This window comes from Defluviimonas salinarum (assembly GCF_026013545.1).
Lineage (GTDB): Bacteria > Pseudomonadota > Alphaproteobacteria > Rhodobacterales > Rhodobacteraceae > Albidovulum > Albidovulum salinarum.
On the sequence record NZ_JAPDOG010000029.1, the window covers coordinates 1 to 26,421 of the forward strand.

At 67.8% G+C, this 26,421-nt stretch carries 27 protein-coding genes and 1 pseudogene; 14 read left to right on the plus strand and 14 right to left on the minus strand.

Features of this window, described 5'->3' with window-relative positions; genetic code table 11:
- Positions 1-204 (plus strand): annotated as a pseudogene (locus OM960_RS20910) (hypothetical protein); the annotation flags it as partial.
- A 149-nt stretch (positions 205-353) separates the two neighbouring features.
- Here the strand turns inward: OM960_RS20910 and OM960_RS20915 are convergent.
- The gene (locus OM960_RS20915; RefSeq protein ID WP_264773339.1) at positions 354-590 is read right to left on the minus strand and encodes a hypothetical protein; all 237 of its coding nucleotides are present in this window, start codon (positions 588-590) and stop codon (positions 354-356) included.
- 52 nt (positions 591-642) lie between these two features.
- On the opposite strand from OM960_RS20915, the gene OM960_RS20920 reads away from it, so the two are divergent.
- Complete coding sequence (locus tag OM960_RS20920) at positions 643-1,989, plus strand: IS5 family transposase (RefSeq protein ID WP_264773340.1); 1,347 nt, start codon at positions 643-645, stop codon at positions 1,987-1,989.
- 9 nt (positions 1,990-1,998) lie between these two features.
- Here the strand turns inward: OM960_RS20920 and OM960_RS20925 are convergent, their stop codons facing one another.
- On the minus strand, positions 1,999-2,277 hold the full coding sequence (locus OM960_RS20925; protein WP_264773341.1) for a helix-turn-helix transcriptional regulator: 279 nt from the start codon (positions 2,275-2,277) through the stop codon (positions 1,999-2,001).
- A 122-nt stretch (positions 2,278-2,399) separates the two neighbouring features.
- Between OM960_RS20925 and OM960_RS20930 the strand changes: the two genes are divergently transcribed.
- Entirely contained in the window at positions 2,400-2,756 is a 357-nt protein-coding gene (locus OM960_RS20930; RefSeq protein ID WP_264773342.1) for a VOC family protein, read from the plus strand.
- Positions 2,757-2,885: 129 nt separating this feature from the next.
- On the opposite strand, the gene ade is transcribed toward OM960_RS20930, so the two are convergent.
- Entirely contained in the window at positions 2,886-4,583 is a 1,698-nt protein-coding gene (ade, locus tag OM960_RS20935; RefSeq protein WP_264773343.1) for an adenine deaminase, read from the minus strand.
- Positions 4,584-4,648: 65 nt separating this feature from the next.
- A complete protein-coding gene (locus OM960_RS20940) occupies positions 4,649-5,128 on the minus strand; it encodes an Lrp/AsnC family transcriptional regulator (protein ID WP_264773344.1) in 480 nt (159 codons plus the stop codon).
- A gap of 149 nt (positions 5,129-5,277) precedes the next feature.
- Here OM960_RS20940 and OM960_RS20945 point away from each other — a divergent pair, with 149 nt between their 5' ends.
- The 3 genes from OM960_RS20945 to OM960_RS20955 are packed head-to-tail and all read left to right on the plus strand — an operon-like array spanning position 5,278 to position 8,382.
- A complete protein-coding gene (locus OM960_RS20945) occupies positions 5,278-6,468 on the plus strand; it encodes a diaminopropionate ammonia-lyase (protein ID WP_264773345.1) in 1,191 nt (396 codons plus the stop codon).
- Positions 6,465-7,631: a M24 family metallopeptidase gene (locus tag OM960_RS20950; protein ID WP_263336680.1), complete on the plus strand. Its 1,167-nt coding sequence runs from the start codon at positions 6,465-6,467 to the stop codon at positions 7,629-7,631. Before OM960_RS20945 ends, OM960_RS20950 begins: the two co-directional genes overlap by 4 nt.
- 10 nt (positions 7,632-7,641) lie before the next feature.
- Entirely contained in the window at positions 7,642-8,382 is a 741-nt protein-coding gene (locus OM960_RS20955) for a maleate cis-trans isomerase family protein (protein ID WP_264773346.1), read from the plus strand.
- A 166-nt stretch (positions 8,383-8,548) separates the two neighbouring features.
- Here the strand turns inward: OM960_RS20955 and OM960_RS20960 are convergent, their stop codons facing one another.
- From OM960_RS20960 to OM960_RS21005, 10 genes are all read right to left on the minus strand, one after another.
- Positions 8,549-8,812, minus strand: a complete 264-nt coding sequence (locus OM960_RS20960) for a hypothetical protein (RefSeq protein ID WP_264773347.1) — start codon at positions 8,810-8,812, stop codon at positions 8,549-8,551.
- A complete protein-coding gene (locus tag OM960_RS20965; protein ID WP_264773348.1) occupies positions 8,769-10,325 on the minus strand; it encodes a nitrite reductase in 1,557 nt (518 codons plus the stop codon). Before OM960_RS20965 ends, OM960_RS20960 begins: the two co-directional genes overlap by 44 nt.
- On the minus strand, positions 10,300-11,511 hold the full coding sequence (gene nirJ, locus OM960_RS20970; RefSeq protein ID WP_264773349.1) for a heme d1 biosynthesis radical SAM protein NirJ: 1,212 nt from the start codon (positions 11,509-11,511) through the stop codon (positions 10,300-10,302). The genes OM960_RS20965 and nirJ overlap by 26 nt, the downstream gene beginning before the upstream one ends.
- Before the next feature lies 1 nt (position 11,512).
- Positions 11,513-12,001 (minus strand): siroheme decarboxylase subunit beta, encoded by a 489-nt coding sequence (gene ahbB / locus OM960_RS20975; protein WP_264773350.1) that lies wholly within the window; start codon positions 11,999-12,001, stop codon positions 11,513-11,515.
- On the minus strand, positions 11,998-12,471 hold the full coding sequence (locus OM960_RS20980; protein WP_264773351.1) for an Lrp/AsnC family transcriptional regulator: 474 nt from the start codon (positions 12,469-12,471) through the stop codon (positions 11,998-12,000). The genes ahbB (OM960_RS20975) and OM960_RS20980 overlap by 4 nt, the downstream gene beginning before the upstream one ends.
- Complete coding sequence (gene ahbB, locus OM960_RS20985) at positions 12,468-13,460, minus strand: siroheme decarboxylase subunit beta (RefSeq protein WP_264773352.1); 993 nt, start codon at positions 13,458-13,460, stop codon at positions 12,468-12,470. The genes OM960_RS20980 and ahbB (OM960_RS20985) overlap by 4 nt, the downstream gene beginning before the upstream one ends.
- A gap of 2 nt (positions 13,461-13,462) precedes the next feature.
- Complete coding sequence (locus OM960_RS20990; protein WP_263336665.1) at positions 13,463-14,602, minus strand: cytochrome D1 domain-containing protein; 1,140 nt, start codon at positions 14,600-14,602, stop codon at positions 13,463-13,465.
- Positions 14,599-14,904, minus strand: coding sequence for a c-type cytochrome (locus OM960_RS20995; protein ID WP_264773353.1), 306 nt, complete (start codon positions 14,902-14,904; stop codon positions 14,599-14,601). The genes OM960_RS20990 and OM960_RS20995 overlap by 4 nt, the downstream gene beginning before the upstream one ends.
- Positions 14,897-15,670 carry a uroporphyrinogen-III C-methyltransferase gene (gene cobA / locus OM960_RS21000; RefSeq protein WP_264773354.1) on the minus strand — a complete coding sequence of 258 codons (774 nt, stop codon included), beginning with the start codon at positions 15,668-15,670 and terminating at the stop codon, positions 14,897-14,899. Before cobA ends, OM960_RS20995 begins: the two co-directional genes overlap by 8 nt.
- A gap of 66 nt (positions 15,671-15,736) precedes the next feature.
- Positions 15,737-17,491, minus strand: coding sequence for a nitrite reductase (locus OM960_RS21005; RefSeq protein WP_263336660.1), 1,755 nt, complete (start codon positions 17,489-17,491; stop codon positions 15,737-15,739).
- Positions 17,492-17,624: 133 nt separating this feature from the next.
- Between OM960_RS21005 and OM960_RS21010 the strand changes: the two genes are divergently transcribed.
- The 8 genes from OM960_RS21010 to OM960_RS21045 all read left to right on the plus strand — a co-directional run bounded on the left by OM960_RS21010 (position 17,625) and on the right by OM960_RS21045 (position 26,394).
- Positions 17,625-19,688: a NosR/NirI family protein gene (locus OM960_RS21010; protein ID WP_264773355.1), complete on the plus strand. Its 2,064-nt coding sequence runs from the start codon at positions 17,625-17,627 to the stop codon at positions 19,686-19,688.
- A complete protein-coding gene (locus OM960_RS21015; RefSeq protein WP_264773356.1) occupies positions 19,685-20,932 on the plus strand; it encodes an NnrS family protein in 1,248 nt (415 codons plus the stop codon). Before OM960_RS21010 ends, OM960_RS21015 begins: the two co-directional genes overlap by 4 nt.
- A gap of 74 nt (positions 20,933-21,006) precedes the next feature.
- Positions 21,007-21,459 carry a c-type cytochrome gene (locus OM960_RS21020; RefSeq protein ID WP_263336655.1) on the plus strand — a complete coding sequence of 151 codons (453 nt, stop codon included), beginning with the start codon at positions 21,007-21,009 and terminating at the stop codon, positions 21,457-21,459.
- Positions 21,460-21,471: 12 nt separating this feature from the next.
- Positions 21,472-22,842, plus strand: coding sequence for a cbb3-type cytochrome c oxidase subunit I (locus tag OM960_RS21025; RefSeq protein ID WP_263336653.1), 1,371 nt, complete (start codon positions 21,472-21,474; stop codon positions 22,840-22,842).
- Between the two features lie 8 nt (positions 22,843-22,850).
- On the plus strand, positions 22,851-23,654 hold the full coding sequence (locus OM960_RS21030) for a CbbQ/NirQ/NorQ/GpvN family protein (protein WP_290428730.1): 804 nt from the start codon (positions 22,851-22,853) through the stop codon (positions 23,652-23,654).
- Between the two features lie 8 nt (positions 23,655-23,662).
- Positions 23,663-25,582 carry a nitric oxide reductase activation protein NorD gene (locus OM960_RS21035; RefSeq protein WP_264773357.1) on the plus strand — a complete coding sequence of 640 codons (1,920 nt, stop codon included), beginning with the start codon at positions 23,663-23,665 and terminating at the stop codon, positions 25,580-25,582.
- Positions 25,579-26,139, plus strand: a complete 561-nt coding sequence (locus OM960_RS21040) for a cytochrome c oxidase subunit 3 (RefSeq protein WP_264773358.1) — start codon at positions 25,579-25,581, stop codon at positions 26,137-26,139. Before OM960_RS21035 ends, OM960_RS21040 begins: the two co-directional genes overlap by 4 nt.
- A 3-nt stretch (positions 26,140-26,142) precedes the next feature.
- Positions 26,143-26,394 (plus strand): nitric oxide reductase F protein, encoded by a 252-nt coding sequence (locus tag OM960_RS21045; protein ID WP_263336644.1) that lies wholly within the window; start codon positions 26,143-26,145, stop codon positions 26,392-26,394.
- Positions 26,395-26,421: the final 27 nt, after the last annotated feature.

A 26,421-nucleotide genomic window follows, 5' to 3' on the forward strand; every position in this document is an offset into this window, starting at 1 on the left:
CGCACCCATGCCGGCGAGACCTGGCGCAAGGTCGCCGAGCAACTGCGCCCCCGTTGGCCCAAGCTGGCTGATCTGATGGACGCCAGCGAGCACGACGTCTTGGCCTACATGTCCTTGGCGCGGCGCATCGCCGTGATACTGCACCGGATGTGGAAAGATGACACCGACTTCCGCGTCGATGTTCCGGCGCTTCATGCCAGCTGAAGACAAAGAATCCAGACTGCTGCCCGCCTGATCGCGGGCCTTCGAGGTCCCCACGGGACGCGGTTCCGGTGATGCCGTGCTCAGGACTGATGCCGATCACATCGAGCACGCCAATGAGATGGGCACACCGGAATTGCATTGAACCAGCATCATGTTGGCGGCCATCGCGCCGACCACGGACCGAAGCATGCACCCGGGTCGATCTCAGGCGAAGGTTGCCAAACAGGGAAGCAGATCACTTGTTCAAAGAAGAAAGCCGCGGTCCAGCGGCGCATCCCGCATGCGCAAAACCGCTTGACTGGATCGGCCCCGTTACCGAGTTCGCACTGAACAACTCCCATCGCATTGATTTTGCGTTGAAATCTTTCGGTTTCTCTCGCGATCATCTGCAGGATTTCGTATGTTTGCGGCGGAAACCCTGCAATTTCGGTCCCGTCCATGAAGCACCGCTCTCGCCCGCCGGAACAGGATGATCTGCCGCGCCCACGGCTGGTCGACATGATCGATCTGCGGCACGAGCTGGTGAAGCTCGCGGCGCTGATCGACTGGGAAGTGTTCGAGCGGGAATGGGCTGGTTTCTTTCCGTCGGCCACCGGACGGCCGGCGACGTCGCCGCGGTTGGTGGCGGGATTGCTCTACCTTCAGCACGCCTATCGGCTGTCGGATGAGGCGGTCGTCGCCCGGTGGGTCGAGAACCCCTATTACCAGCACTTCACCGGCGAGGTGTTCTTTCAGCATCGCCCACCGATCGATGCGTCCTCGCTGACCCGCTGGCGCGGGCGCATCGGCGAGGAAGGGGTGGAATGGCTGCTGACCCAGACGATCCGGGCCGGGCAGAAATCCGGCGCCATCGACGAGGACAGCGTGAAGCGTGTGGCAGTCGATACGACCGTGATGGAAAAGGCCATCGCCCACCCCACCGACGCCCGGCTCTATGAGCGTGCGCGGGATCAGTTGGTGGCTCTGGCGCGAGGCGCCGGGGTGGAGCTGCGGCAATCCTATGCCCGCCTTGCCCCGCGGCTGGCGCTGCAGGTCGGTCGCTACGCCCATGCGAAGCAGTTCAAGCGCATGCGCAAGGCATTGAAAAAGCTGAAAGGTTATACCGGTCGGGTCATGCGCGACCTGCGCCGCCACCTCGACGACATCCCAGAGGGCACGCTGCGGGACCGGATCGTTGCCAAACTTGCGCTGGTATCCCAGCTGCTGCACCAGCAGCCCAAGGGCAGCGACAAGATCTATGCCCTGCACGAGCCGGAGGTCGATTGCATCTCCAAGGGCAAGGCCCGGGTGCGCTACGAGTTCGGTTGCAAGGTCAGCGTGGCAACGACGCTGGACGAGGGCTTCGTGGTGGGCATGCGCAGCTTTCCTGGCAATCCCTATGATGGCCATACCCTGGCCCCGGCGCTGGAACAGGTGGAGATCCTGACCGACCAGCGCCCCGGCCTGGCCGTCGTCGACCGCGGTTATCGCGGCCACGGCGTGGCGGCGACCCGCGTCCTGATCAGCGGCACCCGGCGCGGCCTGACGCCAAAACTGATTGCCGACCTCCGACGCCGCAGCGCCATCGAGGCCGAGATCGGCCACATGAAAACCGACGGCCGTCTGGCACGCTGCCCCCTGAAAGGCACCATCGGCGACGCGCTATTTGCCGTGCTCTGCGCCTGCGGCCACAACATCCGCAAGATCCTCGCCCATCTCAGGGCTTGGCTTGCGCTCGTCATCGCAACCATTCTGAACGCCATGACCCGCCCGGATCGACCACCTCAGGCGCTTATAGCCGCCTGAAAGCGTTGTTCAGGACGAACTAATGAGAAGATCGACCGCTTCGGCGTAGGACAGGTTCAGTCTGCCCACACCCCAGTTCCGATCCAGGCGCACGCCACCGCCGCGCCCTCGGTCTGCGTCGATCTGCATCCCTTGGTCGCGCATAAAAGACAGATCGCGCGTTATCGTGCGCGTGCTTACGCCGTGTTGCCGGGCCAGATCTTTGACTGTGCAGTGAACGTCCTGCTTGAGTTGGACGGCGAGCAGCTCAAGCCGTCGCAGCCTCTCATGGGCACTTGTTCGGATCATTCATCAAATAGGACATATAATGGCGTATTTAGCAATAAGACGCTGTTCAGGCGGAGTTCGTTGCCGATCTCTAGCCTTTCCGAGCCGCAAGATGGCTCTCTAACAGAACAGGACATAAATCTATGAAAATGAACTACTTCGTTGTCGGTACAAATGACATGGACGCAGCAAGAGCCTTTTACGATGCGCTCTTTGAGGGGGCGGGGCTTCAATCCGTTTCCCCGTCAGATCGCATGACCTATTGGGTGGGAGAGGACTTTGCCTTCGCAACGGCGATACCGTACGACACAATGCCTGCCACCAATGGAAATGGCACGATGGTTGGCTTTTGCGTTGGTACAAAGGATGACGTTGAAAGGATGCACGGATTGGCCATTCAACTTGGCGGCAAATGCGAGGGAGCGCCAAATCAGCGCGGGCCAAAGTACTCCGCTTACGTGAGAGACCTTGACGGCAACAAATTGTGCCTTTCTGACTGAGCGATCTCGAGAAAAACGCAACGTTCGCTCCGATGTAGAGATGTTTAGAAGCGGGCGTTGAGCCATCGTGCAGCATTCGTGAGTTGGGCTAGAAGCGGAACACTGGTCATCTGGCTATTCCACCTCTCTTCACCCCGGAATGATCTCGAACCTAGTCACGTCGACCATGCCCCGGTCGGTGATCTTCAGCGCGGGGATCACCGGCAGGGCGAGGAAGGCGAGCTGCAGGAACGGCTCCTCCAGCGTGACGCCGAGCCCCGTCGCCGCCGCGCGCAGGGCCACCAGCCGGTCGCGCACCGTCTCGAACGGGTCGAGGCTCATCAGCCCCGCCACCGGCAGCGCGAGCTCGGCGAGCACCTTGCCGCCCTGCGCCACGACGAAGCCGCCCTCGATCTCGCCCAGCCGGTTCGCGGCGAGCGCCATGTCGGCATAGTCGGCGCCGACGACGGCGATGTTGTGGTGGTCGTGGCAGACGGTCGAGGCGATGGCCCCGGCTTTCAGCCCGAAGCCCTTCACGAAGCCGTTGGCGATGTTGCCGTTCTTGCCGTGCCGCTCCACCACCGCGATGCGGATCAGGTCGCGGGTGAGGTCGGGGCGCTTGTCGCCATCGGTGATCGGGATTTCCTCGCGCAGATGCGTGGTGATGATCTTGCCCTCGATGATGCCGATGACGTCGGTCTCGGTCCGGTTGGCGCGGGCGCGGAAATCCTCGGCCCGCACGACCGGCGCCTTGACCGAGCCGCGCCCGACCGGGGGGATCGTCTGCCGCGCGGCAAAGGCGGCATCATCGACGCGCCGCCCGGCGCAGAGGACAAGTTGGGCGTGGCAGCCTTCGAGGCTGTCGACCGCGACGATATCGGCCCGCTTGCCCGGCGCGATCTGACCGCGGTCCTTCAGCCCGAAGGCCTCCGCCGCCGACAGCGACGCCGCGCGATAGACCGCGAGCGGCGAGGCGCCCTTTTCGATCAGCCGCCGGATCATGTAGTCGAGATGGCCATGCTCGGCGATGTCGAGGGGATTGCGGTCGTCGGTGCAAAGGCAGAGATAGGCCGAGGTCGCTTCGGTCAGAACGGGTGCCAGCGCCTCGAGGTCCTTCGAGACCGAGCCCTCGCGGATCAGCACCCGCATCCCCTTCCTCAGCTTCTCCAGCGCCTCCTCGGCGGTGGTCGCCTCGTGCTCGGTGCGGATGCCGGCGGCGATATATGCGTTGAGGTCGCGGCCCGAAAGTTGCGGGCAATGGCCGTCGACATGGCCGCCCTCGAAGAGCGCGAGCTTCGCCATCGCGCCGGGATCGCGGTGGATCACGCCGGGATAGTTCATGAACTCGGCAAGCCCGATGCCCGAGGAATGGCCCATCAGCGGTGCCAGATCCGCCGCCTCGATCCGGGCACCGGCGGTCTCCATATGCGTCGACGGCACGCAGGAGGAGAGCTGCACCCGGATGTCCATCAGCGTATGGCGGCTCGCCTCCTGGAAGTAGCGGATGCCGTCCACACCCACCACGTTGGCGATCTCGTGCGGGTCGCAGATCGCGGTAGTGATGCCGCGGGGCGCGACGCAGCGGTCGAACTCGAACGGGGTGACGAGCGAGCTTTCGATATGCAGATGCGTGTCGATGAAGCCCGGCACCAGCGCCTGCCCCGCGACGTCGATCACTTCGCGCCCCTCGTAGTCGGCGCCGATGCCCACGATAGTGTCGCCGCAGACGGCGACGTCGCCCGCGATCATCGCCCCTGTCACGACGTCGAAGACCTGCCCGCCCCTCAGGACGATATCGGCCGGCTCGTCCCCGCGCCCCGCCGCGATCCGCCGTTCAAGTTCCGCCATCGTCTCCGCTCCGTTCCAAACCGCCCGCCCAGAAGACCCCTTTCCGCGCCTCCCGTCCAGATCGCTCAGGCGTCTAGACTCACGCCGAGCCCGACCTTCACCCGGTCCATCACGATCGACGTCTTGAACTTGCTGACCTCGGGCGTGCCGAAGAAATTCTCCTGCGTGAAGGTCTGGTACTCGGCGATGTCCCTGACGACGAGGATCAGCGTGAAATCCGCCTCGCCGGTGGTGTAGTAGCATTGCTGCACCAAGGGCGCCTCCTGCATCCGCCGCTTGAAGCTTTCGAGCACGCCGAGGTTCTCGCGCTCCATCGAGACTTCGACGATGATCGTCATCCCGCGCCCGGCCGCTCCGGGATCGAGGATCGCGATCTCGCGCTCGACCACGCCGGTCTCGCGCAGCCGCTTCAGCCGTTTCTGCACCGCCGCCGGCGAGAGGCCGAGATGCTCGGAAAGCTGCTCGGCGGTGCGGCGGCAGTTCTCCTGCAAAAGCTCTAGTAGACGGACGTCGAACGGGTCGAGAGCGGCGAGTCTTTCGGGCATGAGAGGCTTCCGGTGTGATGGTGTCCGAATTTCGCACGTTCTTGTGACATGATCGACGAGAATCGGACGGTTTCCGTCACTCATATCCCGAAATCGTACGCCGGAATGCGCTACCCATCACCCAACGCAGCGCGAGGAGGAGACAGCGCATGACCCAGCATTTCGACCCCGCGAAGATCGGCCATGTCCATGTCGACCCCACCCCCGGCGCCGCCGCCGAGGAGGTGCTGACCCGCGCAGACTTCGCCCGCGCCATCGCCGAGATCACCCAGTGGCCAGGCTACGCGCCGACACCACTGCACCGGCTCGGCGATCTCGCCCGCGAGCTCGGGCTGGCCGCGATCCTCTACAAGGACGAGGGGCCGCGCTTCGGGCTCGGCAGCTTCAAGGCGCTGGGCGGTGCCTATGCCGGCGCTTGCGTCCTGCAGCGCGAGCTGTCGCGCCGGCTCGGCCGCGAGGTCGCGCTGGAGGAGATCCGCAGCGGCAAGCTCGCGGGCGAGGCGGCGAAGATCACGCTCGCCTCGGCGACCGACGGCAACCACGGGCGCTCGCTCTCCTGGGGCGCGCGGATGTTCGGCGCGCCGTGCCGGATCTATGTCCACAGGGATGTGAGCCAGGGCCGGATCGACGCGATGCGCGATCTGGGCGCGACGGTCGTTGTGGTCGACGGCGACTACGACGACTCGGTGCGCGCGGCGCGCGAGGAGTCCGAGGCGAACGGCTGGTTCGTCGTCTCCGACACGTCGTGGGAGGGCTACACCCAGCCGCCGCGCGACGTGATGGCGGGTTACGGCGTGATGACGAACGAGGTGACTGGCGCAATGGAGACGCCGCCGACCCATGTCTTCCTGCAGGGCGGCGTCGGCGGGCTCGCGGCTTCCGTCACCGCGGCGCTGCGCCAGGCATGGGGCAAGGCCGGCCCCCGCGTGGTGATCGTCGAGCCCGACCTCGCCGCCTGCCTCTACGAGAGCGCGAAGGAGGGCCGGGCCACACCGGTCGCCATCGCCGAGGAGACGGTGATGGCCGGGCTCTCCTGCGGCGAACCCTCGACGCTGGCATGGAAGATCCTGTCCGAGGAAGCCTCGGACTTCCTCACCATCCCGGACGACTACGTCGCGCCGACGATGCGCCGCCTCGCGCGGCCGGAGGGCAAGGATCCGGCGATCAAGGCGGGCGAATCCGCGGTCGCGGGCCTTGCCGCGGTGATCGCCGCGGCGGGCGACGAGAGCCTGCGCGCGGCGCTCGGGCTCGACGCGGGCTCGGTCGTGCTGGTGATCGGCTCCGAGGGCGTGACCGATGCCGCGATCTACGACCGCATCATGGCCGGGGCCGCGCGATGAGCGTCCCCGAACGCGGCTTTCCGACGGCCGAGTTCGAGGCGAGGCTCGACCGCGCGCAAGCGCTGATGGCGGGCGCCGGGCTCGACGGCATCCTGGTGATGACCGAGGCCGAGGTGCGCTATTTCTCGGGCTACCAGACGCTCTTCTGGCAAAGCCCGACCCGGCCGTGGTTCCTCTTTCTGCCGGCGAAGGGCAAGCCCGTCGCGGTGATCCCCGAGATCGGCGCGGCGCTGATGCGGCGGACCTGGGTCGAGGATATCCGTACCTGGTCCGCGCCCGCGCCCGAGGATGACGGGATCGGGCTCCTGACCGACCTGCTCGCGCCCTATGCCGGGCGCGGGGCGAAGATCGGCCTGCCGAAGGGGCACGAGACGCAGCTCCGGATGCCGCTGGGCGATTACGAGCGGCTGATCGCCGGGCTGCCGGGGCTGGAGATCGCCGACGCGACGCCGATCATCCGCGGGCTCCGCATGGTGAAATCGCCGCGCGAGATCGAGAAGATCGGCCATATCTGCGCCATCGCCTCGCGCACCTTCGCGCGGGTGCCGGACTTCGTCCATTCCGGCCAGCCGCTGGAAGAGACCTTCCGCGCCTTTCGCCGCGCCTGTCTGGAGGAGGGGGCTGACGACGTGCCCTATCTCGTCGGCGGCGCCGATCAGGGCGGTTATCACGACGTGATCTCGCCGCCCTCGTCGCGGCCGCTGCAGGCGGGCGACATCCTGATGCTCGACACCGGCTCGGTCTTCGACGGCTATTTCTGTGACTTCGACCGCAACTGGGCGGTGGGCCGCGCCGACGACGCCTCGCGCCGGGCCTATGACGTGCTGTGGCGCGCGACCGAGGCGGGGCTTGCCGCCGCGCGCCCCGGTGTCACTTGCCGCGACCTCTTCCGGGCGATGCAGGGCGTGATCGCCGAATACGACACCGGGCCGGGCGATGTCGGGCGGCTGGGCCACGGGCTCGGGATGCAGCTCACCGAATGGCCGTCGCATGCTCTCTTCGACGAGACCGTGCTCGAGGCGAACATGGTGCTGACGCTTGAGCCCTCGCTGAGCTACGGTGACGGGCGGATCATGGTGCACGAGGAGAACATCGTCGTGACCGATGGCGCACCGGTCCTGCTGTCGACGCGCGCCGCGCGGGATCTGCCGGTGATCGGCTGAGGGAGGGGCGATGAAGCTGCCATTCGCGACCGACGCGGGCATGGGGCCGGGGGCCACGCTCGGCCTCATCGTGCTTCCCGCCGACGAGACGCTGGAAAACGAAATGCGGGTGCTGCTACCTGCGAACGGCGTCGCGCTCTATCACAGCCGGATCGAGATGCCGCCCGAGGTGACGTCCGAGACGCTCGCCAGCATGGAGGCGGCGCTGCCGCAGGCGGCAGGGATGCTGCCCGAGGTGGCCTTCGACGTGATCGGCTATGGCTGCACCTCGGGCGCGACCGTGATTGGCCCCGAAGGGGTCGCGCGGGCGATCAACCGGGCACGGCCCGGCGCCAGGGTCACCGATCCGGTCAGCGCGACGATGGCGGCCTGCCGGGCGCTCGGGCTGAAGCGGCTCGGCTTCGTGACGCCTTACGTCGAGAGCGTCTCGGCGGCGATGCGGGCGCTTCTGGAGGCGAACGGGCTCGAGATCGCGGGATTCGGCTCGTTCGAGGAGGGCGACGACCGCGTGGTGGCCCGGATCGCGCCCGAGAGCATCCTTTCGGCCATCGAGGCGGTCGATGCGATGGCCGAGTGCGACGGGGTCTTCGTCTCCTGCACCAACCTCCGCGTCGCGGGGATCGCGGCGGAGGCCGAGCGGCGGATCGGCAAGCCGGTGATCTCGTCCAACCTCGCGCTCGGCTGGCACATGCGGGTCCTCGCGGGGCTGACCGGCTCCGCGCCGATCGCCTCGCGGCTCTTCGCGCTCTGAGCCGGAGCTTGGCCGATGCAGCGGCGCGCGGATGCGGCCGGGCGCTTCCCTCCCCCCTTGTGGGGGAGGGAGAGGGAGGGGGGCTGCCCCCCACCCCCATCCCCTCCCCACGAGGGGGAGGGGAGGCACCTGAACCTGGCGTGGTTTCTTCCGCTCGGACCCGGTTCTACCGCGCTGCCTCGTCGAGGAGGTGGCGCACCCAGTGTCCCGCGGCCCAGGTCGCGGGGATGCCCAAGGGCAGCGAGAGCCAGAGCGTGGTGACCGGCGACAGCGCGGTGAGCCCGATCGCCTGACCCATCAGCGCCAGCATGAAGAGGTTGATCGCCACCGCGGCGGCGGCGAAGGGATAGAGCAGCAGCCCGAGCTTCCAGACCGGCCAACGGCCCTCAATGGCTGGTGCCGTCCGAGAAGGTGATCTTGTTCCAGACATTGTACTTTCCTGAGGGCTTGCGCATCGGCAGCCGCTTCACCTCTTCGAAGGTCTTGGCGTCATAGACGATGACCGCGCCGTCATCCTCCCAGATCGAGACCAGCGCATGGCTGCCGTCGCGGGTGAACTCGGTATGGGCGACGGTCTTGCCCGGCGCCGGGTTGAGCGTCTTCACGATCTCCAGCGTCTCCTTGTCGATGATCTGCATCGCGTCCTTGTTCGGCCCGAAGAAGACATCGGCCCAGACATAGGGGCTGTTTTCATGGCTCCTGAGGAAGAAGCCCGGCCCCTCGGTCTCGATCGTCGTCAAGATCGTCCAGTCGTCGATGTCGATCACAGAGAGCACGCCCTCCTTCAGATGCGGCGTCGCCATCACCCGGTGGCCGCCCCGCATCCAGGAGATGCCCGAGCCGAGATGCGGCATCCCCGGCAGCGGCAGTTCCGCGATCGGCCGGCCGACGATGAGGTTGACGACGACTCCCTTGTCGCCCGCGCGGCTCGCGCCGATCAGGTTGGCGTAGTCGGGGGTAAAGAAGAAATCGTCGAGCGGCTCGTCCACCATGATCCGGCGCCGCGCGAACAGCCCCTGTTCCGCGGCGAGCGATTCCTCCATCCCGGCCTCGAAACTGTGGACGAAGCCCTCGTGATAGGGCCCGGCATCCGGGTCGGTCGCGACCTCCCAGATCTCCGGCGTGTCCTTGAGGGCGAGGACGAAGCTCTTGCGTTCCGGCGCCTGGTAGACGGCGGAGACGCGCGAGGCAGTGCCGTCGCGGCCGATGACGTCGATCACCTTCGCGACGCTCAGATCCTCGGTCGAGAGGATCGTCAGCGTCATCGGCAGGTAGTTGGCGACCGCAAGCCACTTGCCGTCATGGCTCATCGCGATGTTGCGGGAGTTGAGCCCGGCGCGGACCCGGCCGACCTCGTGGAGCGACCAGATATCGTATTTCTGCACCCAGCCGTCGCGCGACATGATGAAGACGTAGCGGCCGTCGGGCGAGAATTTCGGGCCGCCGTGAACCGCGAAGGGCGTGGCGAAGCGGTCGAGCACATCGAACGTGTCTCCGTCGAGCACGCTGACATGGTGATCGCCGGTCTCGACCACGAGCGTGATGTTCATCGGATCGCCCGAAAAGACCGGCGCTGCGGCCGGGGTGTAGTCGGCCACCATCTCGCGGGTGCCGTCGATGTCGGCCTCGGTCCATTCCGGCACCTCGGCGAGCGGTTCGCCGAGATGGGCGGCAAGTGCCGCGATGTCCTCGGCCCGGAGCGTTTCGGCGAAGGCGGGCATCTGCGTCGCCGGGCGGCCGTGGGCGATGACGTCCTCGACGGCGGGGCCGCGCATGCGGCCCAAGGTCTCGGGGATCAGCGCGGGGCCGGTGCCGCCGAGGCGGTTCTCGCCGTGGCAGCTCGCGCAGTGCTCGGAGTAGAGCGCGGCGGGATCGGCGAGGGCGGGGGCGGAGGCCAGCGCGAGCGCGGCGAGGAGGCTAGAAGAAACGGTGCGCAGGATCATGGCTCTTGCCCCGGAAGGGTGCGACGGTGAGACGGTCGGACTCCTCGACGCCGATTTCCTCGGCGGAAAGGTAGCAGGCGGGGTCCTCGGCCCAGGGATCGCCGGTCAGCTGCAGGGCGCGGATGCGGGTATTGCCGCCGCAAACCTCCTTGAAGGCGCAGGCGCCGCAGCGGCCCTTGAGGGGGCGCGGGCGCTGGCGCAGCGTCGCGAGCATCGGGTCCGCCCCGGTCCAGAGCGAAGAGAAGGGCTCGGTCTTAACGCTGCCGATCGTGTAGTCGGACCAGTAAGTGTCCGGGTGCACGCGGCCCTGGTGGTCGATATTCGCGACCCCGAGGCCCGAGGAATTGCCACCCCAGGCTTCCAGATGCGCCCGCACATGCGCGGCCTTGCCCGCATCGAAGTTGCGCTCGACCCAGCGCAGGAAATAGACCGCGTCGGCGTCGTTGTTGCCGGTGACGATCTCCAGCGGCCGGCCCTTCGAGACCGCGTCCCAGGCGCGGTCGATCAGGAGGTCCATCGCACGGCGGGTGCGCTGGTGATCGGTGTCCTCGCCCCGGTGCTTGTCGCCGCGCCCGGCGTAGACGAGGTGCGAGAGGTAGAACTTGTCCACCCCCTCGGCCTCGCAGAGGTCAAGCATCCCGGGCAGGTCCTCGGCATTGCTCTCGGTAATGGTGAAGCGCAGGCCGACCTTGATGCCTTGCGCCTTGCAGTCGCGCACGCCCTGAAGCGCCTCGGCATAGGCTCCCTCGACGCCCCGGAACCAGTCGTTCCGCTCGCCGATCCCGTCGAGCGAGATGCCGACATAGTCGAAGCCGAGATCGGCCACCCGCCGCGCGGTATCGCCGGTCAGCTTGGTGCCATTCGTCGACAGCGACAGGTGGCGGAACTTCAGGTCGCGGGCGCGTTCGGCCAGCTCGAAGAAGTCGAAGCGCGACAGGGGCTCGCCGCCCGAGAGGATCAGCGCGAAGACGCCGAATTCGTGCAGGTCGTCGAGCACACCCATCGCCTGTTCGTGGGAAAGCTCGCCGGGGAAATGCACGTCCGCCGAGGTCGTGTAGCAATGGCGGCAGCGCAGGTTGCAGCGCCGGGTCAGGTTCCAGATCACCACCGGCTTCACTGGACCGGTGCGGCGACGCACCGGGGTCGGGTGGACAAGCTCCTGCATGTACTGGGTCAGCCGGAACATTCTAGCCTCCTTCCGTCTTCAGCCTGAGGCCGGTCTTTTTCAGGATCCGCGTCGAATAGAGGATATCCGAGGCGCGGAGCGCGTCGCCGAGAAGCGCCGCGATCTCGGTGCGCAGCGCCTCCACCTCGTCCCGCGTGGTGCCGTGGATCATCGCGAAGAGGTTGTAGGGCCAGCCGGGCAGGGCGCGGGGGCGCAGGTAGCAATGCGACACGAAGGGAAGCGCCCCGACCGTCGCGCCAAGCCGCTCGGCGGCCTCGTCGGCGACGTCCCAGACGCTCATCCCGTTCGCGGCCATCCCGAGCGCGTAATGGTTGGGCGCGAGCGCGATGCGGCGGATGATACCGCGGCCCTGCATCGCCGAGAGCCGCCCGAGGAGTTCGTCCTCGGGGATATCCAGCCGGTCGGCCAGTTCGGCATAGGGCTCGGCCACCAGCGGCAGCCCGGCTTGGGTCGCTTCGATGATCCGGCGGTCGGTTGCGTCGATCCTCATGCCGTCACCCGGAAGCCGATGAAGAATTCCTTCAGTTTCGGGAAGCGCAGGACCGGGAGCCCGGTCGCGGCATCGATCCTCCCGGCGGTGGCGGCGATCTCCTCCGGCGTCGCGGTTGCCAGCACGAACCACATGTTGAGCCGGTGGCTGCGGGCGTAGTTGTGGGCGACCTCGGGGAAGGCGTTGACGATCTCGGTAACGCGGTCGAACTGCGCCTCGGGCACCGCCATCGCGCAGAGGCAGAAGGCGCCACCCATCGCTTCGGCGTCATAGAACGGGCCGAAGCGGGTGACCGCGCCGATCTCCTTCAGGCGGGCGATGCGGTCGATCAGCTCCTGTTCGGCAAGGCCCAATGCCGCGCCGGCCTCGGCGAAAGGTCTGGGGGCAATCGGAAAGCCCTCCTGCAGCGCGTTGAGGATGCGCCGGTCGGTCGCGTCGAGCGCGCCTTCGGGGAGGGCTGCGCGTCTCATGCCGCCACCGTGCCGCGGTCGTGAACCAGCGCACCGGTCTGCTTGAAACAGCGCAGCGAAAAGAGGACCTCGTGGTCCTTGTCCCTAAGCTCGGGCAGGTCGGCCGCGCCCGTGAGGATGTCGAGCGCCTCGCTGCGGGTGCGGGCGTGGATCATCGAATAGAGCCGGTAGCGCCATTTCCCCGGCGCCGGGCGGCGCTGGTAGCAGAGCGTGACGCCGGGATAGCTGGCGAGCGCGGGGCCCGCCCGGTCGATCTCGGCCTCCGGCACGTCCCACACGACCATCGCGTTCGAGCGCCAGCCGATGGCGCGGTGGCGCACGATGATGCCGAGCCGGGTGAGGATGCGCGCCTCGGTCAGGGCCCGGAGCCGCGAGATCACCTCCATCTCCGCCCGGCCGAGATCGTCGCCAAGCGCCGCGAAGGGGCGCGCGACCAGCGCGAGCCCGTCAGTCATCGCCTGGATTATCGCGCCGTCGTCGGGACGGATGGCGCTGAGGTCGGCCGGGGCGGAGGCCGGCGGCATCCGCCTTTCGCCCTCGAGCGGGAAGCCGAGATCGACGTTGAAGGCGCGGACAAGCGGCAGGTCGAGGACCCTCAAGCCGGTGCGCTTCTCGATCCGCGCGAGGGTCGCGTCGAGATGAAGCCGGTCGGGCCCGGTGCCGACGAACCAGAGATTGAGCGCATTTTCGCGCAGGTACGAATGATTTACCCCCGGTTCGGCGCCGACGATGGCGGCGACTTCGTCGACGCGTAGGTCGGGCACCTCCATCGCCGCGAGCGTCGAGGCACCGATCGTGTTCGGCCGGCAGGTGCCGCCGACGCGGGCGATGGCGCCCATCGCGGCAAGGTGGCGGAGCCGCGCCAACACCTCCTCCTCCGACAGCCCGAGCGCGGCACCGATCTCGGCGAAGGGATGCGGCACGAGCGGCAGGTCGCGCTGCCAGGCCTCGATCAGCCGCTTGTCCTCGGGGCGCAGCATCATCGTCATGGTCACAGTCCCGTCCGGTGGGCGCGGGCGGTGAAGAAGATGCCCGAGGGGCTTTCCGCCGCCACCTCGCCCAGTTTCTCGAAGGTCTCGGTGTCGTAGATGTCGACGCGGTTCTCGTCGCGGACCGAGATCCAGACCTCGTGGCCGCGCGGCGTGAACTCCATGTGGAGGACGGCGGGGCCGGGTTTCATCTCGTGGATCACCTCGTGCGTCATCCGGTCGATCACCTGCACGGTGTCGTTCAGTGGATGGGCGAAGTTGACCCAGACCTGGCGCCCGTCGGGGCGCGCCATCGCGAAGACCGGCTGGCCGTGGGTCTGGGTGCGACCTGTCTCGGTGAAGTCGCTGGCGTCGATCCACAGGACCTCGTGATGGCCGACCGCGGGCAGGACGAACTCGCCCGCCGCCTCGGCCCAGCCCTCCAGATGCGGCATCTTGTAGACCGGCAACTCCTCCTCGCCGCGGCCGTAGCCGGGCAGCACCCGGATCGGCTCCGGCGTTTCGTCCCAGAGGTCGAGCGCGGTCAGGCCGTCCTCGCCGAAAAGCCCGGTGATGTAGGTCCGCCCGTCGCCGGCGAGAAGCGCGTCATAGGGATTGGTGCCCATGCCGGTGACCTTGGTGATCGCCGGTTCGGCCCCCTTCATGTCGGCGATCCAGGTCTCGCCCTTGTCCCAGAGCGTGAAGACGAAGCGCCGGCCGGGCGCATCGACGAGGCCGATAGTTTTCGACGCCGTCGGGATGTCGGCGACCATCTCCAGCGTTTTGGCGTCGAAGACCCGGACCCCGCCCGGCTCGTAGTTCGAGACCGCGACGAGCGTGCCGTCATCCGAGATCGCGCCGCCGATCGAGTTGCCGGCCTGCAGGACGCGGGCGACGATCTCGCGGCTGAGGATGTCGACCTTGGAGAGCCCGCCGTCGCGGCCGAAGACATAGGCATAACGTTCGTCCGGTGAATAGACGAGCGAGGCGTGCGAAAGGTCGCCCAGACCTTCGATCCGTCCGATCGCGGCGCGGTCGGACTGGTCGACGACGACGAGCGAGCCGGTCGCCCGCTCGACGATGAGGCCGAGATCGCCGGTCGCGCGGTATTCGTCGGCCAGCGCGGGCGTCGCCATGAGGAGGGCAAGAAGCACGTATTTCATTGCGACGGGTCCTTGAGGTAACGGGCGATCCAGAGCGCCTCCTCCTCGGTGAGGAGCGGCCGCCACGGGGGCATTGCCGTTCCGGGCACGCCGTCGAGGATGATCGAGGCGAGGCCCTCGGGTTCGGCATCGGCCAGGACCTCGGGCGTGAGCGGCGATCCGAGCCCGCCCTTCAGCGTCAGCCCGTGGCAGGAGCCGCAATCCTGCGCGACCAGCCGTTCGAGGCGGGCCGCGTCGGTGGCCTCCATCGCCGCGGCGGGCAGGGCGAGGCCGAGGATCGCGAGGGCGAGGAGGCTACGCATTGGCCACCATCGGCAGGTCGGTGAGGAGTTCGGGCAGCGGCTGGGCCACGCAGAGCGAGACGACCTCGCCGACGATGAAAAGGACCGGCGCCTCCAGTCCGGCGGCCTCCTCGGCCACCTGCGACAGCGTCGAGACGACGCGAGCCTCGCGCGGCGTGGTCGCCGAGGCGACCGCCATCGCGGGCAGATCGGCGGGTCGGCCACGGCGGATGAGTTCGGCGGCGATCGCGGCCATGGTCGCGGCGCCCATGTAGATCACGAGCGTCGTGTCGGGCCGGGCGAGCCCGTCCCAGTCGAGGTCGAGTGCGGCATCGGCGGCACGGTGCCCGGTGACGTAGCGCACGCCGGTCGCGAGGCCGCGATGGGTGAGCGGCACGCCGGTGGTGCTGGCCGCTCCTTGAGCGGCGGTGATGCCGGGAACGTAGTCATGCGCAATGCCGGCATCGCGGAGCGCCTCTGCCTCCTCGGAGCCGCGCCCGAAGATCAGGGGGTCGCCGCCCTTGAGGCGCACGACATTGAGCCCCTGGCGGGCGAGATCGACGAGGAGCCGGTTGATCGCCTCCTGCGGCATCGTGTGGTGACTGGTGGCCTTGCCGACGGAAATCCGCCGCGTCGCGGCCGGGATCAGCGCCATGATCTCGGGCGAGACGAGGCGGTCGTACACAATCACGTCGGCTTCGGAAAGAAGTCGGTGGGCGCGGAGCGTCAGAAGCTCCGGGTCGCCCGGCCCGGCGCCGACGAGATGGACCTGACCCTCGGTTGTCATCGCAGCGGCACTCCGGTTCGGCTGGCTTGGGAGGGGAGGGCCGCTACCGGCCCTCCCCGAAAGGTGTCAGTAGACGTCCTGACGGGTGTTGAAGACGTTGAACTTGCCGGTCGGCGTGATCAGGCGCGGGTCCTTGATCACATGCTTCAGTTCAAGCGTCTTGTCGTCCACCACGACGATCGCCGATTCCTGCTCCTTGCCGTTCCAGACGGAGAACCAGATTTCGGTGCCTTCCTTGTTGAACTCGCCCTGAACGACGCGCGGCTGGCCTTCCGCGATGCCGGCCCATTCGCCGATGGGCAGCGTCACGTATTCCGGCTCCGCTTCGGTCATCTCGTCGATCTTGAAGACCGCGACCGAGGCCGAGATTTCCGGGTCCGGGTTCAGCGGAGCGTCGACATAGAGGTGGTTCGACTCCGGATGGGTCTTGATGAAGAGCGAGCCGCCGCCGAGGGCATAGAAGCTCTGCACCATCTTCCAGGCATGATCGGCATGACCTTCCGGATCGGTGCCGATCAGCGCCACGGTCTCGTCGCCGAGGTGCGAGGTCGCCCAGACCGGCCCGTAGACCGGGTGGACGAAGTTCGCGCCACGGCCCGGATGCGGGGTCGCGCCGCCGGTCTCGATCAGAGCGGTCAGCTCGCCTTCCTTGGTGTCGACGACCGCCACCTTGCCGCGCGCGTTGGCCGCGACGAGGAAGTAGCGCTTGGTCGAATCGAAGCCACCGTCATGCAGGAACCTTTCGGCCTCGATCTCGGTCACCTTGAGGTTCTTGATGTCCGAGTAGTCGACCAGGAGGATCTTGCCGGTCTCCTTCACGTTGACGATGAATTCCGGGTTGTAGTGCGAGGCCACGATCGAGGCCACCCGCGGTTCGGGGTGGTAGGTCTGCTCGTCGTAGATCATGCCGCGGGTCGATTCGATCTTCAGCGGCTCGAGCGTGTCGCCGTCCATGATCACGTATTGCGGCGGCCAGTAGCTGCCGGCGATGGCGTACTTGTCCTCGTAGCCCTCCATCTTGGAGGTCTCGATCGAGCGGGCTTCGGAGCCGACCTTGATCTGCGCGACCGTCGCCGGGGTCTCCATCCAGAGGTCGACCATGTTGACGAGCGCGTCGCGGCCGATCACGAACAGATAGCGGCCCGAGGCCGAGATGCGGCTGATATGGACCGCGTAGCCGGTGTCGATGACGGCATGGATCTCGTAGGTCTTGCCGTCGATCAGCGCAACCTGACCGGAATCACGCAAGGTGACGGAGAACAGGTTGTCGATGTCGATGTCGTTCATCTTCTCGGTCGGGCGGTCCGCCGGCGGCACGATCAGCTTCCAGCTCGCGCGCATTTCCGGCATGCCGAATTCCGGCGGCGCCGGCGGCTCCAGAAGCAGGTAACGGGCCATCAGGTCGACCTGCGCCTCGGTCATCTCGCCCGAGGTGCCCCAGTTCGGCATCCCTGCGGGCGAGCCGTAGTTGATGAAGCTCTGTAGGTACTCGTAGCCGTTCGCCCGGGTGATGTCGGTCGTCAGCGGCTTGCCGGTCGCGCCCTTGCGCAGAACGCCGTGGCAGCCGGCGCAACGCTCGAAGTAGATGGTCGAGGCTTCGTTGAATTCCTCCTGGGTCATCACTGGGTCGTCGGCCTTGCGGCCGGGAATCTCCAGCTGGAGCTGGCCGAGCGTCGTCATGCTCGGCTCGTAGGCGGCGGCGGGGCCGTCGACATGGTCGGCTGGTTTTTCCTGCGCGACTGCGCCCGACGCGCCAAGCGCCACGGCAAGGGCCGCGCTGGCGAGCAGGCGCCGCCTGCCACGGATTGGCTGAGTATTCATGACGGGTATCTCCGATCGCTGGTGAGGCAGGAAGACGCTGCACCGAAGCCCGCGGGCGCACCTTGACTTTGATCAAGGTAGACAAAATCCCCCCGGCGCAGTTTGGCGCGACAGTCCGAGCCCGGAGGCTCCGATGCCCCTGATCAGTCCGGTCCGGCGCCTTCTGGCCGCCGGATTGTTCGCACTTTTCGCCACCGTGGCCCAAGCCGCGGGGCTCGCCGCCGATGCGATCGCGCCGGCGGAGCCCGATGCCGTGCTCGCGGCGCAGCTTCTTGGCGCCGAAGGTCCGGTGACGGTGATCCGCGAGGAGGGCGCGGTGCCGGGCTGGCGCGCCGAAGCAGGCGGTTCGGTCCTCGGCCATCTCGGCTCGACCTGGGAGATCGCGGGCTCGGTCGGCTATTCCGGGCGCCCACTCGACGTGATCGTTGCGCTGGCGCCCGACGGGCGGATCGCCGGGGCGCAACTGATGGCCCATGCCGAGCCGGTCCTGACGCTCGGTATCTCGGATGCCGACATCGCCCGCTACGTGGACGGTTTCGCCGGTGTCGACCTGACCGCCCCGCGCGAGAGCCTGGCCGACGCGCGCGCCGACATGCCCGACATCATCTCGCGCGCGACCGTCTCGACCGCCGCGATCCGCGACGGTATCCTGCGCACCGCGCGCGCGCTCGCGATCGGCCGCGGCCTGATCTCCGAGACCGGCGGGATCGACCGCGTCGGCTACACCGCGCTCGACTGGCAGGGGCTCGTCGCCACCGGTGCGCTGGCCCATGCGACGATGACTCTCAGCGAAGCGCGGGCGGTTCTCCAGGGCGGAAAGAACCCGCCACCCGAGGGGGAAGCGCCGTTCCTCGACCTCTGGGCCGGGTTGATCGACCCCCCGACCGTCGGGCGCAATCTCCTCGGCCAGCAGAACTTCACCCGCGCCATCGGCGCGCTCGGGGCCAAGGATGTCGCGCTGATCCTCATCTCGTCGGGGCTGCACTCGCCGCGCGGCACCGCCTGGCGCCAGAGCGGCAGCTTCGACCGGATCGCCGTGGTGCAGGGCGGCGTCCGCCTGCAGCCGACGAAGGACGACTACATCTTCGTCAAGAAGCTCCACATCGAGGGCGCCCCGGCGGTGAAGGAGATCGGCATCTACCGCCTTGCCGCCGAGGGCTTCGATCCCAAGGAGCCCTTCCGGGTCGAGATCACCGCCACCCGTCCGGCCGAGAGCGGCAGGGATGACGTCACGACCGTCATCGGCGCCGACTACGCGCTGCCTGACGCGTTTCAGTTGGCGCCGCCGCCCGAACCGGAGCCGCTCTGGCGCTCGGCCTGGCAGAACAAGCGCCCCGCCATCGTGATCGTCTTGGCGATGCTCGCGGTGCTGACGCTGATCCTCTTCCTGCAGGAGAGCTTCGTGCGCCGGCCGATGCTCTGGCGCCGGGTGCGGCTCGGCTTCCTCGCCACCACGCTTGTCGTTCTCGGCTGGGGGCTGAACGGGCAGCTTTCGGTGGTGCAGGTCGTGGCTTTCCTTCATTCGCTCCTGACTGGATTCCGCTGGGAGACCTTCCTCGTCGATCCGGTGATCTTCATCCTGTGGAGCTTCACCGCGCTCGGCCTCCTGTTCTGGGGCAGGGGGGTCTATTGCGGCTGGCTCTGCCCGTTCGGGGCGCTGCAGGAGCTTCTGAACAATGCCGCCGCGCGGCTTGGCGTCAAGCAGGTCGCGGTGCCGCAGGCGCTGCACGAGCGGCTCTGGGTGATCAAGTACACGCTCTTCCTCGCGATCCTCGCGCTGTCGTTCTACTCGATGCACGACGCGCTGGTGCTGGCCGAGGCGGAACCGTTCAAGACCGCGATTTCCCTGCGATTCTTGCGTGCCTGGCCATTCCTGGCCTTCGTCGCCCTTCTGCTCGTCGCCGGGCTCTTCGTCGAACGGTTCTATTGCCGCTATCTCTGCCCCCTGGGCGCGGGCATCGCGATCCCGGCGAAGCTGAAGATCTTCGACTGGCTGAAGCGGCGCCCGCAATGCGGCCGCGAATGCCGGCTTTGCGAGACGAAATGCACCGTCGGCGCGATCGACCCTCTGGGCCGGATCAATCCCAATGAATGCGTCCTCTGCCTGCGCTGCCAGGTGATCTATCACGACGCCACCACCTGCACGATCCTGAAGCGCCGCAGCCGGGCGCCGGGTGCGACCGGAGATTCCCAATGACCGCCATCAAACGGCTTTTCGGAGAGGGCTTTCGAGTCTTCTTCCTCGCCGCAGCTCTCTACGCGATCCTTGCCGTTGCGGTATGGGAGGCCTGGCTCGCCGCCGTCGCGACGGGCATGGGCGGGCTAGCGGGGCTTGTCCCCGATGCGGTGCCGCCGCAGCTCTGGCACGCGCACGAGATGGTCTTCGGCTACGCGGCGGCAGCTCTCGGCGGATTCTTCCTGACGGCGGTGCCGAACTGGACCGGCGCCAAGGCGGCGCGGCATCTCTTCATCGCGACCGCCGCCCTCCTCTGGCTTCTCGGGCGGGTCGCGCTCTGGTCGGTTGGTACGTTGCCGCCCGTCATCGTCGCGGTTGCGGACCTTGCCTTCCTGCCGGTTCTCGCGGCGAAGATCGCGACCCAGCTCATCCGCCGGCCGAAGCCGCAGAACGTGATGTTCCTCGGCCTCATCGCCATCGTCTGGACCGGCAACCTGATGGTGCATCTCGAATGGATCGGCGTGACCGCCGATACGCTCGAGGCCGGCCTGCGCGGCGGGCTCTTCGGCCTTGCGGCGATGATCGCGGTTCTCGGCGGGCGAGTGACGCCGGCCTTCACCCGCAACGCGATGGTCCAGTCGGGCCGCGAGACCGGCCTGCCGGTGTCGCGGCGTCCCTTTGAGATCGCCGGCAACGCGGGCGCCATCGCGCTGCCGCTCGCGATCTTCGCGGGGCTGCCGGCTGCGATCACCGGCGCCATCGCGCTCCTCGCCGGCGCGGCGCTGCTCGCCCGGCTCGCGGGCTGGCGCGGGCTCTGGACGGCGGCGCGGCCGATTCTCTGGGCGCTGCATCTCGCCTACCTGATGCTCGGGCTCGGAATGATCGCTTACGGTCTCGCCCGGCACGGCATCGGCGACGAGAACGCCGCCCTCCACCTCGTCGCGATCGGCGCGGTGGGCGGCATGACGCTGGCGATGATGAGTCGGGCGACGCTCGGCCATACCGGGCGCCCGCTCGTCGCGCCGGGGCCGGTGGCGGCGGGCTATGTGCTCGTCGCGCTCGCGGCCCTTGTGCGCTGGGGCGGCGCGGCACTTCCGCCGGATCTCTACATGCCGGCGATGCTCGTCTCGGGCGCGCTGTGGCTCGCGGCCTTCCTGCTCGCCACGGTGGCGCTGTGGCCCGCCTTCTGGGGGCCGCGCGCGCCGCGCGAGGACGCGCCCAAGGCGCCCGGTCGAACGAATGGGCATAGCCGCGTTGCTGCTTGACTTATGTTAAGGCGCCGCAACGGTTTTCCGGGCTTTGTCGCGTCACTGAAACCGCTCCGAAAAAGGAGAGCGCAATGCGCGAAGTCATGACCAAGAGCATGGCGAGGAACGTCTTCTACGGCGGCTCCCTGTTCTTCATCGTGATTTTCCTGGGGCTGTCGGCCCACAGCCATTTCTACATCGTCAACACCTCGACCGACAAAGCGGGGCTGACGGAAAGCGTGGCCGCCGGCAAGCACATCTGGGAAAAGCACGCCTGTATCAACTGCCATTCGATTCTCGGCGAGGGCGCCTATTTCGCGCCCGAACTCGGCAACGTGATGACCCGCTGGGGTGTCGCGGACGACCCCGAAGCGGCCTACGAGTCGCTGAAAGCCTGGATGGACGCGATGCCCACCGGCATCGAAGGCCGCCGCCAGATGCCGAATTTCGGCCTGAGCGATCAGGAATACCGCGAGCTTACCGATTTCCTGCTGTGGACCAACAAGATCCGCACGCAGGACTGGCCCCCGAACGACGCGGGCTGAGGAGGGACGATCATGAAATATCAGACTCAGAAAATCGCCCTCGCCTATTTCGCGGTCGCGCTCGCGCTCTTCGCGGTTCAGGTCACGATGGGCCTCGTCCTGGGCTACATCTATGTCGCCCCGAACTTCCTATCGGAGATCCTGCCGTTCAACATCGGCCGGATGCTCCACTCCAACAGCCTCGTCGTCTGGCTGATCACCGGCTTCTTCGGTGCGGCCTACTTCCTCATCCCGGAAGAGGCCGAGCGTGAGATCCATTCGACCAAGCTCGCCTATATCCAGCTCGCGATCCTCGTGCTCGGCACGGCGGGCGTGGTCGTGACCTATCTCTTCAACCTCTTCGAGGGGAACTTCCTTCTCGGCAAGGAGGGGCGCGAGTTCCTCGAACAACCGAAATGGGTGAAGGCCGGGATCGTCGTCGCGGCGCTGATCTTCCTTTACAACGTCACGATGACGGTGCTGAAGGGTCGCAAGACCGCGATCACCAACATCCTGCTCCTCGGCCTCTGGGGCCTCGCACTCCTCTTCCTCTTCGCCTTCTACAACCCGTCGAACCTCGCGCTCGACAAGCAGTACTGGTGGTATGTCGTCCACCTCTGGGTCGAAGGCGTGTGGGAGCTGATCATGGCCGCGATCCTCGCCTACCTGATGCTGAAGCTGACGGGCGTGGACCGCGAGGTGGTGGAGAAATGGCTCTACGTCATCGTTGCCGCCGCCCTCTTCTCGGGCATCCTCGGCACCGGCCACCACTACTACTGGATCGGCACGCCGGCCTACTGGCAGTGGATCGGGTCGATCTTCTCCTCGCTCGAGGTGATCCCGTTCTTCGCGATGATGTCCTTCGCCTTCGTCATGGTCTGGAAGGGCCGCCGCGACCACCCGAACAAGGCGGCACTCCTGTGGTCGCTCGGCTGCGCCACGCTCGCCTTCTTCGGCGCCGGCGTCTGGGGCTTCCTGCACACGCTCCATGGGGTGAACTACTACACCCACGGCACCCAGATCACGGCCGCGCACGGTCACCTCGCCTTCTTCGGCGCCTATGTCGCGCTGAACCTCGCGATCATGTCCTACGCGCTGCCGCTCCTGAAAGGGCGCGACCCCTACAACCAGGTGCTCAACATGGCCTCGTTCTGGCTGATGTCGGGCGGCATGGTGTTCATGACCTTCACGCTGACCTTCGCGGGCACCGTGCAGACGCATCTCCAGCGCGTCCTCGGCATGAACTACATGGAGGTGCAGGACCAGCTCTGGATCTTCTACGCGATGCGGCTCGGCTCGGGCGTGGCGGTCGTGCTCGGTGCGGTGCTCTTCATCTACGCGGTGCTCGTGCCGCGGCGTGAGATCATCGCGCGGGGCGCCGCGTCCATGTCTGCCGCGGAGTGAGCGCGATGATGGACGGAAACATCAACCTGAGGGGGGCCGAGGCCCCCTTCTACCTCGCTCACGGCGACGAGTGCGAGATCTTCGCGGCCGCCTATGGCAACGGCCTGCCGGTCCTTCTCAAGGGGCCGACGGGCTGCGGCAAGACCCGCTTCGTGGCGCATATGGCGGCCGCGCTCGGCCGGCCGCTCTACACGGTCGCCTGCCATGACGACCTTACCGCTGCCGACCTGATCGGGCGCTATCTTCTCAAGGGCGGCGAGACGGTCTGGGTCGACGGCCCCCTGACCCGCGCGGTGCGCGAGGGTGCCATCTGCTATCTCGACGAGGTGGTGGAGGCGCGCAAGGACGTGGCCGTTGTGCTGCATCCCCTGACCGATGACCGCCGCATCCTGCCGATCGACCGCACCGGCGAGGAGCTGGAGGCAGCACCCGGCTTCATGCTGGTCGCCTCCTACAACCCCGGCTACCAGAACATTCTCAAGACGCTGAAACCCTCCACCCGCCAGCGCTTCGTGGCGATGGAGTTCGACTTCCCGAAGCCCGAGCACGAGATCGCCGTCGTCACCCGCGAAAGCGGCCTCGACGAGGGGCGTGTGCGCTCGCTCGTGCGGCTCGCCGGCAAGCTTCGCGGGCTGAAGGGGCAGGACCTGGAGGAGGGCGTTTCCACCCGGCTCGTCGTCTATGCCGCGACGCTGATCGCCGGGGGGATGGGCGTCGACCGCGCGATCCGCGTCGCGATGGTCGAGCCCCTGACCGATGACGAGGACGTCAAACGCGGGCTGCTCGATCTTGCAACGGCCGTTTTCGGGTGAGGCCGGCCATGGGCAGGATCGAGTTCGAGCCATGGGAACCCGAGGAAAGCGTCGGGAAACTGTGGCACGCGCTTGCCAGCCGTCTGGACGCGCCGAAGGCGCATGACGAAGCCCGCGTCGACCTCTCCGAGGTCGCTGGGCGGCTGGCGGTTCTTTTTCGCGGCCTGGGCGGCGCGCCTTCGGTCGAGTTCCGGCCGGCGCGCGACGAGGTGAGCCACCACCGGCTCTCCTTCGCCCGCCGCCTCGGTACCGAGGCCGAGCGGGTCGCCCGCGCGAGCTTCGACGGCGAGGTTCTGCGCCTGCCCGAGGGGCTCGGGGTCTTCCCGATGCGCGAGGCCAATGCCGCGCTCTATGTCTGGCTCGCCGCCGCCGCCGCCCATGCCGGCGGCCCGGTCGCCGAGACCGATCCCTTGTGCGCCGACCTGCGCGCCATCGCGGCGGCGCGCGAGATGGTTGGCCTCACGCTGGAAAACGCGCCGGGGCTCCGGGCGCTGCATGACGAGTTGGCCCGCGCCTACCTGCGGCAGCGCGACCTTCCCGCCCTGCCGGAAACCGAGGCCGCGGTGGAGGCGCTGGTGCGCCAAGCGCTCGGCGATCCCGCGCCGCTGCCAGCGCGCGCCGAGGCGCTGCTTGGCGCCACTGACGTGACGGCGCCGCGCCGCTACCGCCCGTTCCGCCCGGTGCCGCTCTGGCCCGACCTGCGCCCCGCCGACGCCTCCGCGGGATCGGAGGTCGAGACCCGCGACACCGACGGCAATCCCGAGGACAGCGAGGGCCGCACGACCCGCGCCCGCCGCCGCAAGGCCGATCAGGCCGAGCGCAAGGACAGCTTCATCCTCCACAAGTTCGAGGCGATCCTGAGCTGGGCCGAGTTCCTGAACCTCAACCGGCGGGTCGAGGACGACGACCACGACGCCGCCAAGAAGGCCGCCGAGGACCAGGACGAGATCGGCCTCGGCCAGGTCTCCAAGGCCCCGGCGACGAAGCTCAAGCTCCATCTCGATCTCGCGCCCGAGGATGTCGACCGCGAGGCCCTGTCGGGCACGTTCCTCTACCCCGAATGGGACGTCAGGACCGGCCAGTACCTTGCCGCCCATGCCCGCGTCCTCGCCTCCAAGATCGAGCCGGGCGACGCGGTGCCCTCGTTCCGCGCCGATCCGGCGGCGATTCGGCGCATCGCCCATGTCCGCCGTCAGTTCGAGGCGCTGAGGCCGGGGCGCATGTCGCAGCCGGGCTATCCGGACGGCGACGACCTCGATCTCGAGGCCGCCGTGCGTGCGCAGGTCGAGTTCAACGCCACCGGCCGCGCGAGCGAGCGGATCTGGCGCCAGACGCGGCCGGTGGCGCGCGACCTTGCCGTCTCGATCCTGCTCGACACCTCGCGCTCGACCGAGAGCGCGGTGACGGGGCGCAGCGTCATCGACATCGAGCGCGAGGCGCTGGCGGCACTCGCCTGGGGGCTCGATGCCTGCGGCGACGACTTCGCGATCCACGCCTTTTCCTCGCTCAAGCGTGACCGGGTCTATGTCACCGGCTGCAAGGAGTTCGGCGAACCGATGACGGACGTGGTGGAGCAGCGCCTCGGCGCCTTGCGCCCCGGCTTCTACACGCGGCTCGGCGCGGCGATCCGGCATTGCTCGGCGGAGCTTTCGGGGCAGGCGAAGAAACGCCGGCTCCTCATCGTCATCACCGACGGCAAGCCGAACGACCTCGACCATTACGAGGGCCGTCACGGCATCGAGGACAGCCGCATGGCGGTGCGGGAGGCCGAACGCGCGGGCCATGCGGTCTTCGGCATCACCGTGGACCGCGACGGCAAGTCGTGGTTCCCGCGCATGTTCGGGCGCGGCGGCTATGCGCTCGTGCCGCATCCCGACCGGCTGATCACCGCGCTGCCCGAGATCTACCGCAGGCTCGTCGGCGCATGACCGACTCGCCGACCGAGACGGAGCCGTTCGACGACCTGCCGGGCGACCTGATGATCTGGGTGCTGATCGTCTCGGAACTGCTGGTCTTCGGCGCGGGCCTCGCGGCCTTTCTCGCGGTGCGCGCGACCGACCCGGCGGGCTTCGCCACGGCGCAGGCGGCGCTTCATCCGGCGGCCGCGGCGCTCAACACCGCGGTTCTCGTCACCAGCGGCGTCGCGGCAGCGCTGGCCGCGCGGTCGGCGGAGGCGGCGCGTCTTGGCGCCGGGCGGCTCTGGCTCGCCTTCGCGATGGCACTCGGGGTGGTGTTCCTCGTCGTGAAGGGCTTCGAATATGCCGATCTTGCGGCCCAGGGGATCGGGGTCGAGAGCCACGCGGCCTTCACCTTCTACTACCTGCTCACCGGCTTTCACGCCGCCCATGTCGCGGCCGGGGTGCTGATCCTCGGCCTCGTGGCGATAAGGCTGCGGCCCTACCCGGTCGAGACGGCGGCGGCCTTCTGGCACATGGTCGACCTCGTCTGGGTGCTGCTCTTCCCCGTGATTTACCTGATGGGCTGAGCCATGATCCGCGACCCGCTTCCCCGCGCCTGGGCGCTTCTGATCGGGCTCTCGCTCCTCTCGGCGGCGCTTGCCGACTGGTCCGATCCCGGCCGCCTTACCTCGATCCTGATCCTCGGTCTGGGCCTCGCGAAGGCGCGGACCATTCTCGCGACCTATCTCCGCCTCGCCGGCGCGCCATTCTGGATGCGCGGCGCGGACTGGGTGCTCGCGCTCGTCGGGGTGCTGCTCCTGGGGCTCTACATCGTCGGCTGAACGCCGCGGGGCGGGGCAGTGCCGCGC

Bases quoted from the DNA above. Each gene is read 5' to 3' on its own strand.
- OM960_RS20915 (WP_264773339.1), bottom strand. From the start codon at position 590: ATGATCGCGAGAGAAACCGAAAGATTTCAACGCAAAATCAATGCGATG.
- OM960_RS20920 (WP_264773340.1), top strand. From the start codon at position 643: ATGAAGCACCGCTCTCGCCCGCCGGAACAGGATGATCTGCCGCGCCCA.
- OM960_RS20925 (WP_264773341.1), bottom strand. From the start codon at position 2,277: ATGATCCGAACAAGTGCCCATGAGAGGCTGCGACGGCTTGAGCTGCTC.
- OM960_RS20930 (WP_264773342.1), top strand. From the start codon at position 2,400: ATGAAAATGAACTACTTCGTTGTCGGTACAAATGACATGGACGCAGCA.
- ade (WP_264773343.1), bottom strand. From the start codon at position 4,583: ATGGCGGAACTTGAACGGCGGATCGCGGCGGGGCGCGGGGACGAGCCG.
- OM960_RS20940 (WP_264773344.1), bottom strand. From the start codon at position 5,128: ATGCCCGAAAGACTCGCCGCTCTCGACCCGTTCGACGTCCGTCTACTA.
- OM960_RS20945 (WP_264773345.1), top strand. From the start codon at position 5,278: ATGACCCAGCATTTCGACCCCGCGAAGATCGGCCATGTCCATGTCGAC.
- OM960_RS20950 (WP_263336680.1), top strand. From the start codon at position 6,465: ATGAGCGTCCCCGAACGCGGCTTTCCGACGGCCGAGTTCGAGGCGAGG.
- OM960_RS20955 (WP_264773346.1), top strand. From the start codon at position 7,642: ATGAAGCTGCCATTCGCGACCGACGCGGGCATGGGGCCGGGGGCCACG.
- OM960_RS20960 (WP_264773347.1), bottom strand. From the start codon at position 8,812: ATGTCTGGAACAAGATCACCTTCTCGGACGGCACCAGCCATTGAGGGC.
- OM960_RS20965 (WP_264773348.1), bottom strand. From the start codon at position 10,325: ATGATCCTGCGCACCGTTTCTTCTAGCCTCCTCGCCGCGCTCGCGCTG.
- nirJ (WP_264773349.1), bottom strand. From the start codon at position 11,511: ATGTTCCGGCTGACCCAGTACATGCAGGAGCTTGTCCACCCGACCCCG.
- ahbB (WP_264773350.1), bottom strand. From the start codon at position 12,001: ATGAGGATCGACGCAACCGACCGCCGGATCATCGAAGCGACCCAAGCC.
- OM960_RS20980 (WP_264773351.1), bottom strand. From the start codon at position 12,471: ATGAGACGCGCAGCCCTCCCCGAAGGCGCGCTCGACGCGACCGACCGG.
- ahbB (WP_264773352.1), bottom strand. From the start codon at position 13,460: ATGACGATGATGCTGCGCCCCGAGGACAAGCGGCTGATCGAGGCCTGG.
- OM960_RS20990 (WP_263336665.1), bottom strand. From the start codon at position 14,602: ATGAAATACGTGCTTCTTGCCCTCCTCATGGCGACGCCCGCGCTGGCC.
- OM960_RS20995 (WP_264773353.1), bottom strand. From the start codon at position 14,904: ATGCGTAGCCTCCTCGCCCTCGCGATCCTCGGCCTCGCCCTGCCCGCC.
- cobA (WP_264773354.1), bottom strand. From the start codon at position 15,670: ATGACAACCGAGGGTCAGGTCCATCTCGTCGGCGCCGGGCCGGGCGAC.
- OM960_RS21005 (WP_263336660.1), bottom strand. From the start codon at position 17,491: ATGAATACTCAGCCAATCCGTGGCAGGCGGCGCCTGCTCGCCAGCGCG.
- OM960_RS21010 (WP_264773355.1), top strand. From the start codon at position 17,625: ATGCCCCTGATCAGTCCGGTCCGGCGCCTTCTGGCCGCCGGATTGTTC.
- OM960_RS21015 (WP_264773356.1), top strand. From the start codon at position 19,685: ATGACCGCCATCAAACGGCTTTTCGGAGAGGGCTTTCGAGTCTTCTTC.
- OM960_RS21020 (WP_263336655.1), top strand. From the start codon at position 21,007: ATGCGCGAAGTCATGACCAAGAGCATGGCGAGGAACGTCTTCTACGGC.
- OM960_RS21025 (WP_263336653.1), top strand. From the start codon at position 21,472: ATGAAATATCAGACTCAGAAAATCGCCCTCGCCTATTTCGCGGTCGCG.
- OM960_RS21030 (WP_290428730.1), top strand. From the start codon at position 22,851: ATGGACGGAAACATCAACCTGAGGGGGGCCGAGGCCCCCTTCTACCTC.
- OM960_RS21035 (WP_264773357.1), top strand. From the start codon at position 23,663: ATGGGCAGGATCGAGTTCGAGCCATGGGAACCCGAGGAAAGCGTCGGG.
- OM960_RS21040 (WP_264773358.1), top strand. From the start codon at position 25,579: ATGACCGACTCGCCGACCGAGACGGAGCCGTTCGACGACCTGCCGGGC.
- OM960_RS21045 (WP_263336644.1), top strand. From the start codon at position 26,143: ATGATCCGCGACCCGCTTCCCCGCGCCTGGGCGCTTCTGATCGGGCTC.